Source organism: Siminovitchia sediminis, assembly GCF_042680885.1.
In the GTDB taxonomy this organism is placed as follows: domain Bacteria; phylum Bacillota; class Bacilli; order Bacillales; family Bacillaceae_C; genus Siminovitchia; species Siminovitchia sediminis.
In genome coordinates this window covers 84180-100369 of the sequence record NZ_JBHUEO010000113.1, presented here as the reverse complement: position 1 = coordinate 100369, position 16190 = coordinate 84180, and the positions used below count along the sequence as shown (strand labels likewise).

The window sequence follows — 16190 nt, the reverse complement described above, 5'->3', positions numbered from 1 at the left end:
ATCCTCCAAATCCCAATATCGTATTTTATATTACTTCGATACACATCTTGCGTATTCCTTTTGTAAAAAAAAGGCCTCCCGGTCAAACCGAGGGGCTTGCAACGATCACAGTTTCCCTTGCCGTTTCTTAAAACTTTTAATATGCGTAAGGTCCTCCATATGGAGTGCCATAGCCATAAGGCCCTCCGTAGCCGTATGGGACTCCCCCAAATGGAACGGGTGGATAAGGATAAAACACCGGTCTTGGCCTGAAGAAGGCACTTCCGATACCAGCGCCAATCCCTCCGCCTATTAACCCCCCGACAAAGCTGCCGAGCAGGGGAGCGCCAAAGAAAAAGCGGTTTCCGTCATAGGGGTCCACATTTCGATAATACATCATATTACAGGCATCCTCCTTTTTGAAGGTTTTTATATTGTCCCTCTATACCTGTGTATGCGGCAAAGATCCAGATGGCATAGGCGAATCCCTCAAGGACAAGCCCGTTCCCTCTCCTCTTATGATAAATTTTCTGTCAAAGCCAGCACAGCGAGCGTACGGACCATGACACCCGTTGCTCCAGCGGGCCCCAAGTCGTTTTGTTTTTCAGTAGTGGCCGTTCCTGCTATGTCCAAATGTACCCAGGGGGTTTCTTCCGCAAATTCCCCTATAAATGCTCCGCCCATAATCGCGTGGCCTTCACGTCCCGGAGAATTATTCAAATCTGCCATGTTACTGGAGCGTACACGCTTCTTATCATCTTCAGTATAAGGAAGCAGCCAGATATACTCGCCGGTTTTGCCGGAGGCCTCTTTAATTTCCTGATAAAACTCCTCGTGATTCGTTATGGCGCCTGTTTTATCCAGCCCCAAGGCAACGACTACTCCGCCGGTTAGCGTAGCAACATCTATCAGGCGGTCAGCACCGTGCATTTTCGCGTACGTGACAGCATCTGCAAGTACGAGCCTTCCTTCAGCATCCGTGTTAAGGACTTCAATTGTTTTTCCATTCAATGAAGTAATGACATCATCCGGTTTAAAAGCACGTTCACTGATTACGTTGTCCGTTGCCGGAATCACGGCCACAACATTGCATTTAGGCTTGAGGCGGCCGATAATCTCCATCGCCCCCAACACTGAAGCTGCCCCGCCCATATCAGTTTTCATGCCTACAATACCATTTTTGGGCTTAATGGAATATCCTCCTGTATCAAATGTAATCCCTTTTCCAACCAGGCCGAGAACATCTGTCCATTCATTCTTTCCCTGATATTTTAACGTGATCATATAAGGAGATTCACTAGACCCCTGGTTTACTGCCAGAAATGCTCCCATTCCCAGCTTTTCAATCTCCTCTTTTTCCAGGATTTCAATCTCCAGATCTAGTTCTTTTGCTAAGTTGGCTGCATAAGAAGCCAGATCAGATGGACGCATTAAGTTGCTGGGCGTGTTGACAAGCGATCTCGCATGATTCACTGCTGCACCAAAAATTTGGCCTGTCTCTGCTGCAGATTTTATGTTCTCGTTTCTTTCTTTTGTAAAGAGTGTAATCCGTTCCACAACGACATCCGGTTCATTCGATTTCTGCTTATAACCTTCAAACTCATAGGCAGCCATTGTATATGCCTCGCTGATCGTCCGCGCAGCTTGCTCGACAGAAAATTGGCCGGAAATAAATGTATCCAATGCAATGGAAAAAGAGCTGACCTTCAATTTTTTCAACTCCTTGGAAGCTCTTCCTATTGCCATTCGCAGCCTGTTCAATGTAAGCTCCTTTTCCTTACCCAATCCGATGAATACAAACCGCTTTACAGGGGAGTGACCTAAACTATGTAACATTGAAACAGATTTATATTTAGCTGAAAGATCCCCGGCTTTGACTAGCTCTGTCAGCTCCCCATTAAAAGCATGATCCAGCGGCTGCAGTTCTCCCCCAAATTTTTCAGGCTGATCCATCAAACCGACCAGCATACATTCCCGCTCACTTTGAAATGGATTTTCGTTCAATAAATGAATCATATCCATACCTCCTTTAAGAAAAATTATAGACGAAATAAGGGGCACTTTCGAGTTACATCCTGTTTGATTATGGTAATATAAAAGAACAATTGGCAATGATTTCAGAAAGGATGTAAAAGTGAATGGACCTCATTATGAACTATCCTCTTTGGTTTGCATTAACCGCGATTTTCTTTGCCCAGTTTGTGAAAGTCCCTCTCCAATTTATGATTACAAAAAAATGGGATTGGTCACTATTGACATCCACAGGAGGAATGCCAAGCTCCCATTCTGCTGCAGTGACCGCTCTGACCACTGGAATTGCCCTGGAGGAAGGATTGGGCTCACCGATTTTTGCCGTTTCCGCAGTTTTTGCCATTATAGTAATGTTTGATGCAACCGGTGTCCGTAGACAAGCAGGGGAGCATGCCATCGTATTAAACCAACTGTCTGCAGATTTTCAACGTTTTATAGAAGAGGCAAAGGATTGGCCGGAAAAACCCGAGCATGAAAAAAGAGATGAACTAAAAGAATTGCTCGGCCATAAACCGGTAGAAGTCTTTTTTGGAGCATTGACGGGAATTTTTATCTCGCTTGTGTTTCATTATTTCTTAAACATCTAAATGAACGGGGGCTTTTTTCAAAATAAAAAAGCTGGCTTCCGCCCCAGCTTTCATTTACTCCGGATTGTTAAGATAAGACTGCCTGAATACTTGCATAGCCTCATCTTCATTTAATGCAGTCAATTCATCTTCCGTAATCGTACCGGATCCCATTTTGATAACATGCACATCAACGGTTTTTTTACCCCAATTGCTGTATACGTCTTCAACCGTTTCAAAATAAAGATCTATTTTGTTTCCTTTAATGGCAGAACCTGTATCGGCCACAACTCCATATCCGTATCCCGGAATAAATAATATCGTGCCGATAGGAAAAACATTGGGGTCTGCAGCGACTGTAGAGTATAAATCTCTTTTTACTTTTACTCCTGAATATGTAATACCGTAAGCCGGATGCTCCGGGTTTTTTCCCGTAGATTCCATTCCGGCAGTGTATCCGGTTGCTACAACTGTTTTCGCCGGATAACGGGACCAGTCAAAGGCTTCTTCCAAAGGCAGGAATTGATCGTCCGCTTCGTTTTTTGACTGCTCATCATCGGCTTTAGCCCAGATGATATGAGCCGTTGTTTTGATATCCATACCGGAAAATGCTTCAAAAGTTGCACCCAGTGCCGCTCCAAAAAGAAGCACCATGATGAATCTCCTGGCATATACGTACCTAGTAATCATTCGTTCACTCCTCTCAAGCGTCATATTTCCCTGTTATGAGAGGATTTATTCATCATGGATTACACCGGATTCTTGAAAGGACACTTTCTGTTTTAGATGTAATGGGTTCCCGGAACAAAGAGGTTCTCAACAAAATTTGATCCCTGGAACAAAAAAAATGCCCGTGACAGGGCATTTTTTTAAAACATTCTATATCCTTTTTTACGCAAGACACGCATGGTGAATCCTGCAGCAATGGCTCCCGCTAAACCACTCAGCAGAATAAGCACGTCTGCCGGAGCAAGATTGGAAAAACTATTTCCAAGACTGGCAAGAGATGCAGCAGGAGCTGTAAAGTACTCCGTGAAAGAAACTTTGTCTATGATAAAAATAGCAACAATCGGATAAATAAAAGCCATTATCCAGGTCATACGCAAGAGCATATTTAGTAAGAATCCAATCCCGAAAAATAACACAAAAAATAATAGTACGGATATCAACAGGACTGGGAGCGGCATTTGCATGACTGTTTTCCCCCTTGATTTCTCCTTCATATCAAGTGTACTTAACGGGAGATACAGCGTCAATGCGGAGAGTCGGACGAATTCATGACATTTTCTTATCTCACCTGCGAAGCTGCCATTTCCCGAGATACAATTGTAGGCACGACCTTTCCCGCCATGCATTAAAGAAACAGCTTATAAGCGGTATACCCAAACCGGCTCCCTGGGGTGATATCAGCCACTTCCTGTTGGATGGGCTTATATTCTCCTTGGATCAGTTCTGTAATCATGACAGAGGTTTGTTTATCTGCAAGCAGGCTGTCCACTGACATCCAGCAAGCTTCCTCCAGCTCCCGTTCCTGAACAAAAATGGTTGTATTTTCAGGTTCGCAGGCAAATATCAGCATATTGTCACTGATACTGGAATGGATGACACCGGTTCTGACACCAAGCAATCCAACAACCGAACTGATGACGCCTGTTTCCTCCAATATTTCCCGTTTGACCGCTTCATCCAATGTTTCTCCCGGTTCTACAAACCCCGCAGGCAATGTCCAATTCCCCTTTGCTCCGCCGTATCTTTTTTTTACAACAAGCCAGCGCCCGTCCTTGTCGATGACCACACCACACACGGCCAGCCAAACTTTCCCGCGGTCATGATTCATTTACTTCCCCACACTTTCTTGCTTACATAGCCTCTAACTTTTCACCTGCTTTTCCGAAGAAAACGGAATACGGGAAAATGCACAAGACATTTTGAAATGAGACATCCCTTGAACCGCCACAGTATAGCACCCATTTATATGGGAACTCGAAGCCGGGCATTCATCAGAATTAAATAAAATTTCCATGATAATTATATACTTTCTTAGATCCTAAAAAAAGACAGAATCCCTTGAGATTCTGCCTTTCTCTTCCATTATTTCAATAAGTTGAATTTCCCTTTTTTCAAAGTGAGCGGGATTCCGCCAATCATGTAAAGGGCGCGGTTATCAATCATCTTCTTCATAAAGGATGCTCTTTTACCCGTCACTTTCTTACCGAAAACAACGCCGATGGCATCGTCATCCCCAAGCGAACAAACCGTTCCTTTGTTATCAAAGGTAAATGTATCCAGATTTGATTTCCCTTGAAGGAGTTTTGCCAAGTTGCTTGCTGTCAATTCACCTTGCTGCATGGCGATTTGTGCAGTAGGAGGATACGGACGATTAATTTCTTCATTGATCACGAGAGAGCAGTCCCCAATGACAAAAATATCAGAATAACCAGGTGCACGCAGGTCTGGCTCTACTTTAATCCTGCCGCGCATATTTTCAAACCCGGACTCTGTAATAATTGGGTTGCCGCGTACCCCCGCAGCCCATACAACAGTACCTGCTTTAATCTCTTCTGTATCATCTTCGCCTTTGGCCACAATGATTCCTTCGGGTGTGGCCCCTTTAATGGCTGTACCAATCCGGAATTCCACGTTTTTCCTTTTCAGGAGCTCCATTGCATAATCAACCAATTCAGGATCAAATCCAGGAAGTGCAGTTGGAGCTGCTTCTACACAAATGATTTTCACCATATGGATATCTACATCATATTCTTTGCACAGTTCCGGGACCCGATTGCCGAGCTCGCCAAGGAATTCAATTCCGGTAAAACCGGCGCCTCCCACAACAATTCTGAGTCTTTCCGGCTTTTTGTCTACTTTGTATGTGGCAAATTGATATTCAATATGCTCACGAATCTGTCTGGCTGTATTTACATTTGTAATGGAAAATGCATATTTATCAAGACCTTCAATTCCAAATGTTTCAGGAGCAGCTCCTAGCGCGATCACAAGATAGTCATATGGAAGGTCGCCCGTTTTTTCAAGAAGAACCTTTTTAGCTTCCGGTTCCACTTTGAGGGCAGTATCTTGAATAAATCTCACTCTGCCGCTGTCAATCACACTGGAAATGTCGTAACGGACATCGTTCGGACCCAGTGTTCCGGCAGAAGCTTCATGAAGCCACGTTGTCTCATAGTGGTAATCATTTTTGTTTACCAATATAATTTCGGCATCGTTGCTTCCAAGTTGTTTTTGAAGACGTGTAACCGTCATTAATCCGCCATAGCCGGCACCTAGTACTACAATTGTTGGCTTTTTCAATGTAATCACTTCCACCTTTTCATCTTAATTATACCCAAGCGTACGTTCCAAATGCATGTAAAAAGAATAATATATAATTTCAAAAAAATGTGATGCACTTCACGTACACTGTCATAACTTCGTCATATCTAGACATACATCCCCATCCATCATAGGGGTTTTATCGTCTTTTTTCAAGTAATTTCGAGGAAAAATAGCAAATCTTTATTTAATTAATAGGTAAAACCGTAATTTTGGTCATTACATTGAAATTTTGCCCGTTTTCTATCATCTTCAGCCATTTTATATGACAATCGTACCGTTGTGTGGCACAATAGGAAAGTGTTATAGATATTCTTAAATGAGGTTTTATGATCTTAGGAGGGGTTTTCTGTGAAAGAAGATCAGCAAGTATATGATATGACAATTATAGGGGCTGGTCCTGCCGGTCTGTTTACCGCCTTTTATGCTGGTATGAGAAATTGCTCGGTAAAAATCATTGAAAGTCTTCCCCAGCTTGGCGGACAGTTATCGGCCCTGTACCCTGAGAAATATATATACGATGTGGCCGGTTTCCCGAAAATTAAAGCACAGGATCTAGTCAATAACTTAAAAGAACAACTCAAGTTGTTTTCTCAAACGATTTGCCTGGAGCAATCAGTCCAAGACGTGGAAAAATTGGAAGACGGCTCTTTTAAACTAACTACGGACAAAGAAATTCACTATTCTAAATCCATTATCATCACGGGCGGTATCGGAGCTTTTCAGCCTAGAAAATTGGATGTGGAACATGCAGAACGATATGAAGGAAAAAATCTGCATTATTTTGTGGATGATATGAAAAAATTTGAAGGCCAGCGCGTTGTAATTTTAGGTGGAGGAGACTCCGCTGTAGACTGGGCATTAATGCTGGAACCGATCGCCGAAAAGGTGACCCTGATCCACCGCAGGGATAAATTCCGTGCCCACGAAAGCAGCGTGAACCAGTTAAAAGAATCTTCTGTTGAAATTAAAACTCCATTTGCAGCATCAGAAATTATTTGTGATGAAGATGCCATAAAAAAACTGGTGATCCAGGAAGTCAGAGGCGAAACCATTGAAGAAATCGAATTGGATTCCCTCATCTGCAACTACGGATTTGTATCTTCCCTTGGTCCCATTAAGGATTGGGGTATAGAAATCGAGAAAAATTCCATTGTTGTCAATTCTAAAATGGAAACCAACATACCTGGAATTTATGCTGCAGGAGATATTACCACTTACGACGGCAAAGTGAAATTAATTGCTACGGGATTTGGCGAAGCACCTACAGCCGTGAGCAATGCCAAGGCCTTCATTGATCCAAAAGCACGTGTACAGCCGATGCACAGTACTTCTTTATTTGATAAATAAGCAGATGAGCAGACCTAAACAGTTATTGTTTCAGGTCTTTTTTTTAAAAACATTACAAAAAACCCTCCTCGACCGGCTTGGTTAAAACCAACACCTTGGAGAAGGATTTCCTTAACAGAATGATTAACAATCTTCCGGTGTACCCGCTACTTTTGCAGTTCTGAAAGAAGAACCGCATCCGCAGGATACAAGTGCGTTGGGATTATCAATCGTAAACCCGCCGCCCATCAAGGATTGTTTATAATCAATGACAGTTCCTGCAACGATCGGCGCTGTCTCTTCATCAACCACAACACCAATACCGTGCTGTTCAAAAAATGTATCTTTTTCAGACTTTTCATGATCAAGACTCATGCCGTAGGACAAACCGCTGCACCCGCCTCCATTAATGGAAAATCGGAAATTTGCCCCTTCTTCACCATTTTCTTTAATCATTTTTTTGATTTGAATGGCAGCTGCTTCGGTTAAAGTGATAAGATCGCTCATGTATCTGCACCCCCTCCTACGAAATTTGAATTTTCTCTTACATTTTATTATAAACCTGAACAGGTGGATTCTCAACCATTCGGCATTCTTAGAACATGGGGTTCTCTTCTATATACTGATAAATATTTTTCACCAGATCATCCGGACTGTTACCGGTGACTATCTCCCCATTGACAAGGGCATATAAAGTTTCCGCGCATAAATCACAATGGTCCAAACAGCCATATTCCACAATATCCAAATCAGGGTCCTCTTCCAATTTTTGCATGGCTTCATAACCGCCCATCCCCAAATTACTAATGCAGAATTCTATGATTGGATTCATCTTTTTTCACCTCATTACCAGTCTTTATCCTACTCTTTCTGCAGTTGTTCGTCAATTGATCGGCACAGTGGTGAAGCAGTTGTTTTCAAAATTGAATCCTCATGAATTCTGTTGTATATCAAATCAGATTCGGCTATACTTTACTTTGGACGAACTTCATAAAATATACATATTTTTAGCGTTTTATTTTTTTTTTGGTAAATAGATGGCAAAAGGAGATATTCGCATGAGAAAATTAGTACTTCTAGGCGGCGGATATGGGAATATGAGGGTATTGCACCGTTTTCTGCCTAACAACTTGCCTGAGGACATGTCCATTACGTTAGTGGATAGAGTTCCGTATCATTGTCTGAAAACCGAGTACTACGCACTGGCTGCCGGAACAGTTTCAGATCAGGAAGTTCGGGTTCCGTTTCCGGAGCATCCGCGTCTTACTCTCAAATATGGTGAAATCACAAATATTGATATTGAAAACAAACTTGTTCACTTGGATGAAGGGAATCCAATTTCCTATGACGATTTGATTATTGGCCTCGGGTGCGAGGACAAATATCATAATGTTCCGGGAGCGGACCAGTATACGCACAGTATTCAAAACATAGAAAAAGCCCGTCAAACGTATCAGACACTAAATAACCTGCCTGCCAATTCAGTTGTAAGCATTGTCGGTGCAGGACTCAGCGGCGTAGAGCTGGCTAGCGAGCTGAGGGAAAGCCGCGAAGATCTGGTCATTAAGTTGTTTGACCGGGGCAAAATTATCCTTTCTACGTTTCCCGAAAGAGTGAGCCGATATGTACAGAATTGGTTTCAAACGAATGGCGTTGAAGTCGTTAATGGGGCAAATATCACCAAGGTGGAAAATCAAACACTCTTTAACCATGATGAGCCTGTCCACTCAGATGTTGTTGTCTGGACAGCGGGAATTCAGCCGAACGAAATTGTACGAAAAATGGATGTTGAAAAAGACAAACAGGGCAGAATTGTATTGACGAAATATCATAACATCCCTAACGATGAACATGTGTACGTTGTTGGCGACTGTGCCAGCCTTCCATATGCACCAAGTGCACAGCTGGCAGAAGGTCAGGCTGACCAGATCGTACAAGTCCTTCAAAAACGCTGGAGCGGCCAGGAATTGCCCGAAGAGCTGCCAACCATCAAGTTGAAGGGAGTCCTTGGATCCCTGGGTAAAAAACAAGGATTTGGCTTAATGGCAGAACGTGCCATTACCGGACGTATCGCCAGAATTCTAAAATCAGGTATCTTATGGATGTATAAATATCATAATGGATAAAGAAAGCCGGAATCAGCTTTGAACCTGATTCCGGCTGTTTTATTCCGGACGATACCCATGTTCCTCCATTTTTTTATACACGTCTTTTAGCTTCGGGTTGCCTTCACCGATAATTTCCCCATCCATTGTAACAACCGGATAGAATAAATCTTCCTCTACCACTCGTTCTGAGAAAGCCTTGGCCTCGCTCTCTTCAGGCGGGTTGAAAATATCGATATAACGAATAGTAAAAGGCTGACCCGGAAACTTTCTCGAAACCGCAGCCTTCAGCCACTCATATGTTTCCTTTGAAGACGGCAGATTGACACAGCTTGCACATATTTGCTCCGCACCATATACACGAATTTCTGCTTCTTTCTTCAACGCACTCACCCTCCCTCTCTTTATTGTAACTCTTTTATTAAAAATTCCAACGGCCAGGTCTTCCAAGATATATATTTTTACAATCGTAGAACAGGCATATATCGTTGTTACGGTTTCTTATCATGTTTTTCACATCATATTGGAAGCCTCAGGCTCATTTGGAATAATAAAATTATGGCTGCCTTAAACATACCCATAGATTTTTTCTGTGTTTGTGATTATAATGTGTATTAAGGAAGGGAGTAGATCTGAATGTCTGAACAAACAATGATGACTCAAGTTCAAGATGTACTTGATAAATTACGCCCGTTTCTCCTTCGCGACGGCGGTGACTGTGAACTGGTTGATGTAGATGAGGGTGTCGTCAAGCTTCGCCTCCTGGGTGCCTGCGGAACTTGCCCAAGTTCGACCATAACATTAAAAGCAGGTATTGAACGTGCACTGGTTGAAGAAGTTCCCGGCGTCGTAGAGGTAGAACAAGTATTTTAATCAGCGATTCGGACTTTCCGGGTCGCTTTTTTTCATGTTAAAGCCATTCCACAACAGGCATAGGTTTTTTGATGCCGACGGAGTCATAAAACACACGGAGAAACTGCTCGTAATCCTGCGTATCTCTTAAATACCCCGACATTTTCTCCTCAAGCTCCTTTTTAACGGACTGTGAAGAAGAACTATAATATTCTTCTACGCACTCAATGTAATGAAGGGGAAACAGCAATCTTGCATAAAGCAGTCTCCAAGCATAGGATGAAATGGGCAAAAGGGTTTGGTACTCATATAAAAATTTTTTTATATCGGGCATGCATGTTCGGCTGCCCTTGAAATACCGATCCCTGATCCATTCGGATAAGTCTCTGGAAGGATGATCGACTACCCAGTCAAACGGGTTTCTGATTTCCTGTTCACTTTTCCACAGACTGTCGTAAAAGCGTTTATGAGTGATGGTTCTATAATCAGAGTACTGTGGCTGTTCATCCAATTCTGTGTCAGTCACATATTGTATAGCATTTTCACAGAGCCCCATATAATACGGAAAAGATTCAAGAAACATTTTGTCAAATTCATCTCTTGGCGGCTCTTGGCTCATACCCGCCCATGCTTTCTCCATTTGATCAAGCCTGGATGCCCATAATTTTTTCCATTCACCTGTCCGGTTCAGCTTCTCAACCTGGCTTTGAAGTTGTTTGCCGCGATAATGAAATCTGGCTAATTGACGGCCGGTTTTCCTGTTGGGCTTTACTTTATGAAATTGATTTTGCAAGAGGACAAAATCTTCATTATCGTGAGTGACTAAATAAGTCCCTTCTTGGGCTGCCACAAATCTGGAAACTTTTTTATCGGAATGCTTTGCCATGTGCTCTGACATTTCATATAATTCTATTAGCACTTCCTGTTCCACATGAGTAACATTTACAATAGTATACAACAAACCATTTGACACATAGCGGGTATACCGCCTTGTTCGAATCGACCGGTCTGCTTTAATGTTAAAATACTTCTCCAATACTTCCATCGACATATAACATCCCTCCCCTGTGCTTTTTTCCACTTTTTTATTATATGAGCTGATATCATGTATATTGCGGAAGGGTTGTTTTTAACTAGATAAAGCTGTTTAAGCAGTGCATATGTTTGACAGAGCACTTGACCAATCATTTCATAGAGGGTGAAGAGAATGAGTACTGAAAGAAAAATGACTAAATTAGAAGAAACCGCACGCCAACTATTGATTGAACGTGGGGTAACTATTGAAGATATTGCTGAATTGGTATTGTTTTTGCAAAAAAAATACCATCCCGATCTGACAGTGGATGAGTGTGTATATAATATTGAGCGTGTCCTTCGTAAAAGAGAAGTGCAAAATGCAATCATTACCGGGATCCAGCTGGATGTCATGGCAGAACAGGGGAAACTGGATGAACCGCTCCAAACCATTATCAATTCCGATGAAAGCCTTTACGGAGTGGATGAGATTCTGGCCTTTTCCATCGTAAACGTATATGGTTCCATTGGGTTTACGAACTACGGATACATTGATAAACAAAAACCCGGTATTTTGCAGCATTTGAACGACCATTCCACAGGAGAAGTTCATACTTTTCTGGACGATATTGTGGGTGCCATTGCAGCAGCAGCTTCCAGCAGGCTTGCACACAGTGCCAAAGGGGAAGAATCCTGACGATAAAGAGACTGGGACAAATGCCTTTGTAACTGTAAGCATGCAACTCGTCTGAAGCAATGGACGTGAAAACAAGCCGCTCCGGTAATAGATATCCGAGAGCGGCTGCTGAACCTTTTTTGCTTCCGCACCGCGGGCGTCTCACCGAGGCTTTTCCCGCAGTTATCTTCATCTATTTCCTGCATTAAAATCGGCTTTGGCTACTATTGCATGCTCCTAAAAGCCCTAGTTGTGTCATTCTTCCTTCTGCCAAAGACAATAACGCCGGTACCGGTACAAAGAAAGAGCGCATACTGCACCTTACGAGTTGGATAGTTTTTGGTAAGGCCATTCTGATTCTGCATCTGTCCCTGGATGTAACTGTTTAAGGAGGTCAAGTCTGCCATCTCCACAAAGATCAAATTTGCAATGGAAAGCTTTTCAGCGTACACCTCAGTTGTAGTTATTGTGTAAAGTGCATCAAGAACGCAGATCCATTTTCAATCGTATAATTGCCTGATAGACAAATTGTTTTTTGACTTTGTAAAGTTCATTGACTTTATGTAAAACTCTTGTAAAGTCGCTTGATCTTCCACCGTTTAGGCCGATTTAATCAATGTCTCCAGAAGACAAGAAGACAGCAAACCTTACCTACAATAACAGGCGGTGTGGAGAGATTGAAAATAATTAAGCAGTTTAGCTTGTTCGCTGATTTAAGTATTCGAATGAAGATGATTTCGGCTTTTATGGTAGTAGCTTTGCTCCAGGCGGCAACCGGCTTTATAGGACTTACCTATATGGATAAAATTTATACAAGTACCGAAATGATGTTTCATGAAATCCTATTGCCTAAGCAAGAGCTGGAAGAAGCCAGGAATTATGTACAGGATCTTATACGGATCAGCCGGGATATCTATTTATATCCGCAACAGGCTGACCAGCATACTGAAGCAATCGAAGAAATAAGAGAAAAGATGAATGTACATATTGATGCTTATAAAAACAGCGGATTGACGGAAGATCAACAAGTAGCCTTAGCACAGTTTGTCAATAAGTGGGAATCTCACTTTACGCAATTTGACCAAAGCATTCACCTGGCCGCCGAAGGAAAAGAAACCGAGTACCTTCTCACCCTCACAGGAGGGCTCCTTAAACTCCAAAAAGACATGATGGATCAATTGGACATCCTGATCAAGTCGGAGACAGATACGGCTGAAAAGTTGCAAAGTGAAGCAGAGCAAGCTTATTCTTCCAGTATGATGATCACAGTCATCATCATTTCCGTTATTTTCTTTATAAGTGTTCTATTCGGCTTATGGATGACACGATTCATTACACGCCCTCTTCACCAGCTAGCCCAAGTCGTTGAGCAAGCCGCAGATGGTGATTTATCGAAAACTTGCAATATCCAGTCCAAAGATGAGACAGGCCTTCTGGCACAATCAGTAAATCAGATGATTGAAAACTTACGGACAGCTGTTCGTAATATTTTACATGCTGCGGAAAACTTATCCTCTTCATCCGAGCAAGTTTCCGCCAATACTGAAGAAATTGCGACGACCAGCACAGAGCAAGCCCAATCCGTTCAAACCATTTATTCCTTATTTAAGGATTTTTCGGATGCCTTTCATTCTATCGCACAAAAAACGGAAACATCTGCAGATTACGCCCATCAAACAATCAATATGGCTAAGGATGGAGAGAAGGTCATTCAATCTTCTATAGAAGGAGCTGAAATGATTCGTCATCAAATGGCCCAATTAGAAAAGGATACAAGAAAAATTGGTGAAATTACAGAACTGATTGATGATATTGCTGATCAAACCAATCTTCTTGCTTTAAATGCGGCCATTGAAGCCGGCCGTGCCGGAGAGCAGGGACGGGGTTTTGCTGTTGTCGCAGAAGAGGTTCGAAAGCTTGCTGAAAGAAGTATGGCGGCAACAAAAGATATTTCTCATATGATCAAAAATATCCAGGAAACAACCGTACTCAATGTAAAGTCAGTTGATGAGAGTGTCGAGAAGTCTCAAAAATCCGGTACCGCTCTGGCAAACATTGTGGACATGATTCACCACACCGGGCAAAATGTAACGGATATCGCAAATGCCAGTGAACAGCAGGCAGCCCGCTCCTCGGAAATTCTCTCTTATTTAGAAATGATTTTATCTGCAACAGAAGAAACCGCTGCAAGCAGTGAGGAAACAGCTTCCACTGCACATGCGCTGACTTCCTTGGCTGAAAGACTGAATGCTTCAGCTGCAGTATTCAAACTGCATGAAAAAACAGACAAGCCGCACTTCCAGCAAAAATGACTTGCTGCCGGTGCGGCTTTGACTGGTTAAATCACCCATTCCTTCAGTGAATGTACAGCATAAGTCGGCTGCTGTTTTTTTGTCTGAAGCATTTCTTTTGTTGTCATCCCGGTGTGAACGAGTAGTGTATCTATTCCTGTGTGAATCCCAGCCAAAATATCTGTATCATAATTGTCCCCGACCATCAATGTCCGCTCCTTCGGAAGTCCGATCGCTTTTAATGCTTGTTCCATAATAATGGAGTGAGGTTTACCAATAGAAATGGGTTGAGTTTGAGTTGAAACAGAAATCACCGATGTAATCGCCCCATTGCCCGGCATGAGACCTCTTTCAGTAGGCATGGCGATATCACTGTTTGTAGATATAAACAAAGCCCCATCTCGAACCGCCAGGCAAGCGGTTGCCAGTTTTTCATAGGTTACCCTGCGATCAATTCCAATCACAACTGCATCAGGGTGTTCTTCAACAAACGAAAAACCCTTTTCTTCCAAAGCTGAGCAGAGCCCTTCTTCGCCGATGACATAAATGGATGCCTGAGGTTGACGGCCATGCAGGTATTCCGCAGTTGCCACAGCTGTCGTAAACACATGGCTGCTGTCGGCGGGTATTCCGAATTGGTTTAAATAGGCTGCTACCTGCTTCGGAGTTTTTGAAGAATTATTAGTAACAAACAAATATGGTATTCCTTTTTCTTTCAGGCTGCGGACAAAATCGACTGCTTCCGGGATACATTCAGTCCCTTTGTACATTGTCCCGTCCAAGTCAATCAAGTATCCGTCATATTGTTTCATAGAACCCCTCGATCTCCTCTTTATTTTTTAAATGCTGAAACAGGACCCAGTTCATTTGTTAAATAATCCCTCACTTTTGGAGCAAATTGTTCAAGGGAGTCCATTTCCTCCTTCAGCATCGTTAGGATCTGATCATGTTCCACTCTTGTATACTCCTGTACAAGCATCTTGCGGTAGTGAATTACAGATTTTAAACTGTTGGACATTTTTCCGTTAATCACTTTCTCATCAGTAAGAATATCAATGATATCCTCATAGCTTCCCGGATCCCTCATAATAAATCCGTCGATCATCGCATTGCCGGTATCAAGTATGGATTCAATGACAGTCTGTGCAATTCTTTCTAGCGCTCCTTTTTCTATATCCGATGTCCACTGTTGATGGTCCTTAAAGAGCTGGATCTGCCGTTCCATAAAGGATAGCGTCTCTTCTATTTTCTCACGATCAACAAAATACACGGTTGATTACCTCCACATGTCTATTTATTACTATCGTATCAAATATTTGCTTTGGAAACGAATAGCCGTTGGCTGCCGGGGCACGTTAAACTAAAAAAGGTGGTCACATCCATGATTGAAAATAACCGGGGCGGCGAACAGCCGGACAAAGAAGAAATCACATATACAGATGTTTCGAATGTGGAAACCCAGAGAAATTTTCTTATACCTGAAGAATATCCTGAGGGAGCTTATGGAGCTCCTATAGGGGAAGACACCCCAGTGGAAAATAAATCTACCCCATGGAAAGAAGGACAGCGCAAATACAGTGCTCATAATTATGAAAATAAGTCACTTCACCAAAATCTGCCGCGGCAAACGCCCGGAGCCCATCCGACACATGACGATCCCAATCAGGAAGCGGAGCCTCCTTATGTGGACAGCTGAACCAAAAATGGCCAAGGAAATCTTGGCCATCTTTTGGTTCAGGGACCGCATAGGCATTAAAGCTGGAAGAAATGGCGCCTTCACTGGTTTTGTCTCCAGCGCTTGTCGCCCCTGGGCTGCCGCCCTGCGCTTTTCTTTTGTCCAGCTCCAGGCGGCAGGGGCTCGAGGTCGCTTCAACAAAACCATGAAGGCAAACTACGCCTTCACTGGTTTTGTCTCCAGCGCTTGTCGCCCCTGGGCTGCCGCCCTGCGCTTTTCTTTTGTCCAGCTCCAGGCGGCAGGGGCTTGAGGTCGCTTCAACAAAACCATGAAGGCAAACTA

General features: G+C 42.9%; 20 protein-coding genes. 8 read left to right on the top strand and 12 right to left on the bottom strand.

The features are described from left to right. Nucleotides 1-136: 136 nt before the first annotated feature. Together ACFSCZ_RS18475 and ACFSCZ_RS18470 are read right to left on the bottom strand one after the other, a co-directional pair. Nucleotides 137-379 carry a hypothetical protein gene (locus tag ACFSCZ_RS18475; protein ID WP_380776224.1) on the bottom strand — a complete coding sequence of 81 codons (243 nt, stop codon included), beginning with the start codon at nucleotides 377-379 and terminating at the stop codon, nucleotides 137-139. 116 nt (nucleotides 380-495) lie between these two features. After that, a complete protein-coding gene (locus tag ACFSCZ_RS18470) occupies nucleotides 496-1995 on the bottom strand; it encodes a leucyl aminopeptidase (RefSeq protein ID WP_380776221.1) in 1500 nt (499 codons plus the stop codon). A 122-nt stretch (nucleotides 1996-2117) separates the two neighbouring features. Here ACFSCZ_RS18470 and ACFSCZ_RS18465 point away from each other — a divergent pair, with 122 nt between their 5' ends. Next, on the top strand, nucleotides 2118-2597 hold the full coding sequence (locus ACFSCZ_RS18465; protein ID WP_380776218.1) for a divergent PAP2 family protein: 480 nt from the start codon (nucleotides 2118-2120) through the stop codon (nucleotides 2595-2597). 54 nt (nucleotides 2598-2651) lie between these two features. On the opposite strand, the gene ACFSCZ_RS18460 is transcribed toward ACFSCZ_RS18465, so the two are convergent. The 4 genes from ACFSCZ_RS18460 to ACFSCZ_RS18445 form a co-directional block, all read right to left on the bottom strand. Then, complete coding sequence (locus ACFSCZ_RS18460; protein WP_380776215.1) at nucleotides 2652-3266, bottom strand: 3D domain-containing protein; 615 nt, start codon at nucleotides 3264-3266, stop codon at nucleotides 2652-2654. Between the two features lie 179 nt (nucleotides 3267-3445). After that, nucleotides 3446-3769, bottom strand: a complete 324-nt coding sequence (locus tag ACFSCZ_RS18455; protein ID WP_380776212.1) for a YuiB family protein — start codon at nucleotides 3767-3769, stop codon at nucleotides 3446-3448. Between the two features lie 161 nt (nucleotides 3770-3930). After that, complete coding sequence (locus ACFSCZ_RS18450) at nucleotides 3931-4413, bottom strand: NUDIX hydrolase (protein WP_380776209.1); 483 nt, start codon at nucleotides 4411-4413, stop codon at nucleotides 3931-3933. 254 nt (nucleotides 4414-4667) lie between these two features. Then, the gene (locus ACFSCZ_RS18445) at nucleotides 4668-5885 is read right to left on the bottom strand and encodes an NAD(P)/FAD-dependent oxidoreductase (RefSeq protein ID WP_380776206.1); all 1218 of its coding nucleotides are present in this window, start codon (nucleotides 5883-5885) and stop codon (nucleotides 4668-4670) included. Nucleotides 5886-6257: 372 nt separating this feature from the next. On the opposite strand from ACFSCZ_RS18445, the gene ACFSCZ_RS18440 reads away from it, so the two are divergent. Beyond that, nucleotides 6258-7256, top strand: coding sequence for an NAD(P)/FAD-dependent oxidoreductase (locus ACFSCZ_RS18440; RefSeq protein ID WP_380776203.1), 999 nt, complete (start codon nucleotides 6258-6260; stop codon nucleotides 7254-7256). Nucleotides 7257-7379: 123 nt separating this feature from the next. On the opposite strand, the gene ACFSCZ_RS18435 is transcribed toward ACFSCZ_RS18440, so the two are convergent. Both ACFSCZ_RS18435 and ACFSCZ_RS18430 read right to left on the bottom strand, forming a co-directional pair. Beyond that, a complete protein-coding gene (locus ACFSCZ_RS18435; RefSeq protein ID WP_380776200.1) occupies nucleotides 7380-7742 on the bottom strand; it encodes a HesB/IscA family protein in 363 nt (120 codons plus the stop codon). A gap of 88 nt (nucleotides 7743-7830) precedes the next feature. Beyond that, nucleotides 7831-8067: a YuzB family protein gene (locus tag ACFSCZ_RS18430; RefSeq protein WP_380776198.1), complete on the bottom strand. Its 237-nt coding sequence runs from the start codon at nucleotides 8065-8067 to the stop codon at nucleotides 7831-7833. A gap of 226 nt (nucleotides 8068-8293) precedes the next feature. Between ACFSCZ_RS18430 and ACFSCZ_RS18425 the strand changes: the two genes are divergently transcribed. Continuing rightward, entirely contained in the window at nucleotides 8294-9361 is a 1068-nt protein-coding gene (locus ACFSCZ_RS18425; protein WP_380776195.1) for an NAD(P)/FAD-dependent oxidoreductase, read from the top strand. 39 nt (nucleotides 9362-9400) lie between these two features. Here ACFSCZ_RS18425 and ACFSCZ_RS18420 read toward each other — a convergent pair whose 3' ends face one another. Continuing rightward, on the bottom strand, nucleotides 9401-9724 hold the full coding sequence (locus ACFSCZ_RS18420) for a YuzD family protein (RefSeq protein ID WP_380776192.1): 324 nt from the start codon (nucleotides 9722-9724) through the stop codon (nucleotides 9401-9403). A 252-nt stretch (nucleotides 9725-9976) separates the two neighbouring features. Here ACFSCZ_RS18420 and ACFSCZ_RS18415 point away from each other — a divergent pair, with 252 nt between their 5' ends. Beyond that, a complete protein-coding gene (locus ACFSCZ_RS18415; protein ID WP_380776189.1) occupies nucleotides 9977-10213 on the top strand; it encodes a NifU family protein in 237 nt (78 codons plus the stop codon). Between the two features lie 37 nt (nucleotides 10214-10250). Here the strand turns inward: ACFSCZ_RS18415 and yutH are convergent, their stop codons facing one another. Further along, nucleotides 10251-11243: a spore coat putative kinase YutH gene (gene yutH / locus ACFSCZ_RS18410; protein ID WP_380776186.1), complete on the bottom strand. Its 993-nt coding sequence runs from the start codon at nucleotides 11241-11243 to the stop codon at nucleotides 10251-10253. Nucleotides 11244-11399: 156 nt separating this feature from the next. On the opposite strand from yutH, the gene ACFSCZ_RS18405 reads away from it, so the two are divergent. Both ACFSCZ_RS18405 and ACFSCZ_RS18400 read left to right on the top strand, forming a co-directional pair. Continuing rightward, the gene (locus tag ACFSCZ_RS18405) at nucleotides 11400-11903 is read left to right on the top strand and encodes a phosphatidylglycerophosphatase A family protein (protein ID WP_380776184.1); all 504 of its coding nucleotides are present in this window, start codon (nucleotides 11400-11402) and stop codon (nucleotides 11901-11903) included. A gap of 656 nt (nucleotides 11904-12559) precedes the next feature. Beyond that, a complete protein-coding gene (locus ACFSCZ_RS18400; protein WP_380776180.1) occupies nucleotides 12560-14194 on the top strand; it encodes a methyl-accepting chemotaxis protein in 1635 nt (544 codons plus the stop codon). Nucleotides 14195-14220: 26 nt separating this feature from the next. Here the strand turns inward: ACFSCZ_RS18400 and ACFSCZ_RS18395 are convergent, their stop codons facing one another. Next, nucleotides 14221-14985 carry a TIGR01457 family HAD-type hydrolase gene (locus ACFSCZ_RS18395; RefSeq protein ID WP_380776177.1) on the bottom strand — a complete coding sequence of 255 codons (765 nt, stop codon included), beginning with the start codon at nucleotides 14983-14985 and terminating at the stop codon, nucleotides 14221-14223. A 20-nt stretch (nucleotides 14986-15005) separates the two neighbouring features. Continuing rightward, a complete protein-coding gene (locus ACFSCZ_RS18390) occupies nucleotides 15006-15443 on the bottom strand; it encodes a DUF86 domain-containing protein (protein WP_380776174.1) in 438 nt (145 codons plus the stop codon). A gap of 111 nt (nucleotides 15444-15554) precedes the next feature. On the opposite strand from ACFSCZ_RS18390, the gene ACFSCZ_RS18385 reads away from it, so the two are divergent. Both ACFSCZ_RS18385 and ACFSCZ_RS18380 read left to right on the top strand, forming a co-directional pair. After that, nucleotides 15555-15869: a cytosolic protein gene (locus tag ACFSCZ_RS18385; RefSeq protein ID WP_380776171.1), complete on the top strand. Its 315-nt coding sequence runs from the start codon at nucleotides 15555-15557 to the stop codon at nucleotides 15867-15869. Beyond that, entirely contained in the window at nucleotides 15856-16158 is a 303-nt protein-coding gene (locus ACFSCZ_RS18380) for a hypothetical protein (protein ID WP_380776169.1), read from the top strand. Before ACFSCZ_RS18385 ends, ACFSCZ_RS18380 begins: the two co-directional genes overlap by 14 nt. The last annotated feature ends 32 nt before the right edge of the window (nucleotides 16159-16190 follow it).

Coding starts and splice junctions, on each gene's coding strand:
- yutH (WP_380776186.1), bottom strand. CDS start 11,243: ATGTCGATGGAAGTATTGGAGAAGTATTTTAACATTAAAGCAGACCGG.
- ACFSCZ_RS18395 (WP_380776177.1), bottom strand. CDS start 14,985: ATGAAACAATATGACGGATACTTGATTGACTTGGACGGGACAATGTAC.
- ACFSCZ_RS18405 (WP_380776184.1), top strand. CDS start 11,400: ATGAGTACTGAAAGAAAAATGACTAAATTAGAAGAAACCGCACGCCAA.
- ACFSCZ_RS18450 (WP_380776209.1), bottom strand. CDS start 4,413: ATGAATCATGACCGCGGGAAAGTTTGGCTGGCCGTGTGTGGTGTGGTC.
- ACFSCZ_RS18380 (WP_380776169.1), top strand. CDS start 15,856: ATGTGGACAGCTGAACCAAAAATGGCCAAGGAAATCTTGGCCATCTTT.
- ACFSCZ_RS18425 (WP_380776195.1), top strand. CDS start 8,294: ATGAGAAAATTAGTACTTCTAGGCGGCGGATATGGGAATATGAGGGTA.
- ACFSCZ_RS18385 (WP_380776171.1), top strand. CDS start 15,555: ATGATTGAAAATAACCGGGGCGGCGAACAGCCGGACAAAGAAGAAATC.
- ACFSCZ_RS18465 (WP_380776218.1), top strand. CDS start 2,118: ATGGACCTCATTATGAACTATCCTCTTTGGTTTGCATTAACCGCGATT.
- ACFSCZ_RS18455 (WP_380776212.1), bottom strand. CDS start 3,769: ATGCAAATGCCGCTCCCAGTCCTGTTGATATCCGTACTATTATTTTTT.
- ACFSCZ_RS18470 (WP_380776221.1), bottom strand. CDS start 1,995: ATGATTCATTTATTGAACGAAAATCCATTTCAAAGTGAGCGGGAATGT.
- ACFSCZ_RS18435 (WP_380776200.1), bottom strand. CDS start 7,742: ATGAGCGATCTTATCACTTTAACCGAAGCAGCTGCCATTCAAATCAAA.
- ACFSCZ_RS18415 (WP_380776189.1), top strand. CDS start 9,977: ATGTCTGAACAAACAATGATGACTCAAGTTCAAGATGTACTTGATAAA.
- ACFSCZ_RS18460 (WP_380776215.1), bottom strand. CDS start 3,266: ATGATTACTAGGTACGTATATGCCAGGAGATTCATCATGGTGCTTCTT.
- ACFSCZ_RS18430 (WP_380776198.1), bottom strand. CDS start 8,067: ATGAATCCAATCATAGAATTCTGCATTAGTAATTTGGGGATGGGCGGT.
- ACFSCZ_RS18475 (WP_380776224.1), bottom strand. CDS start 379: ATGATGTATTATCGAAATGTGGACCCCTATGACGGAAACCGCTTTTTC.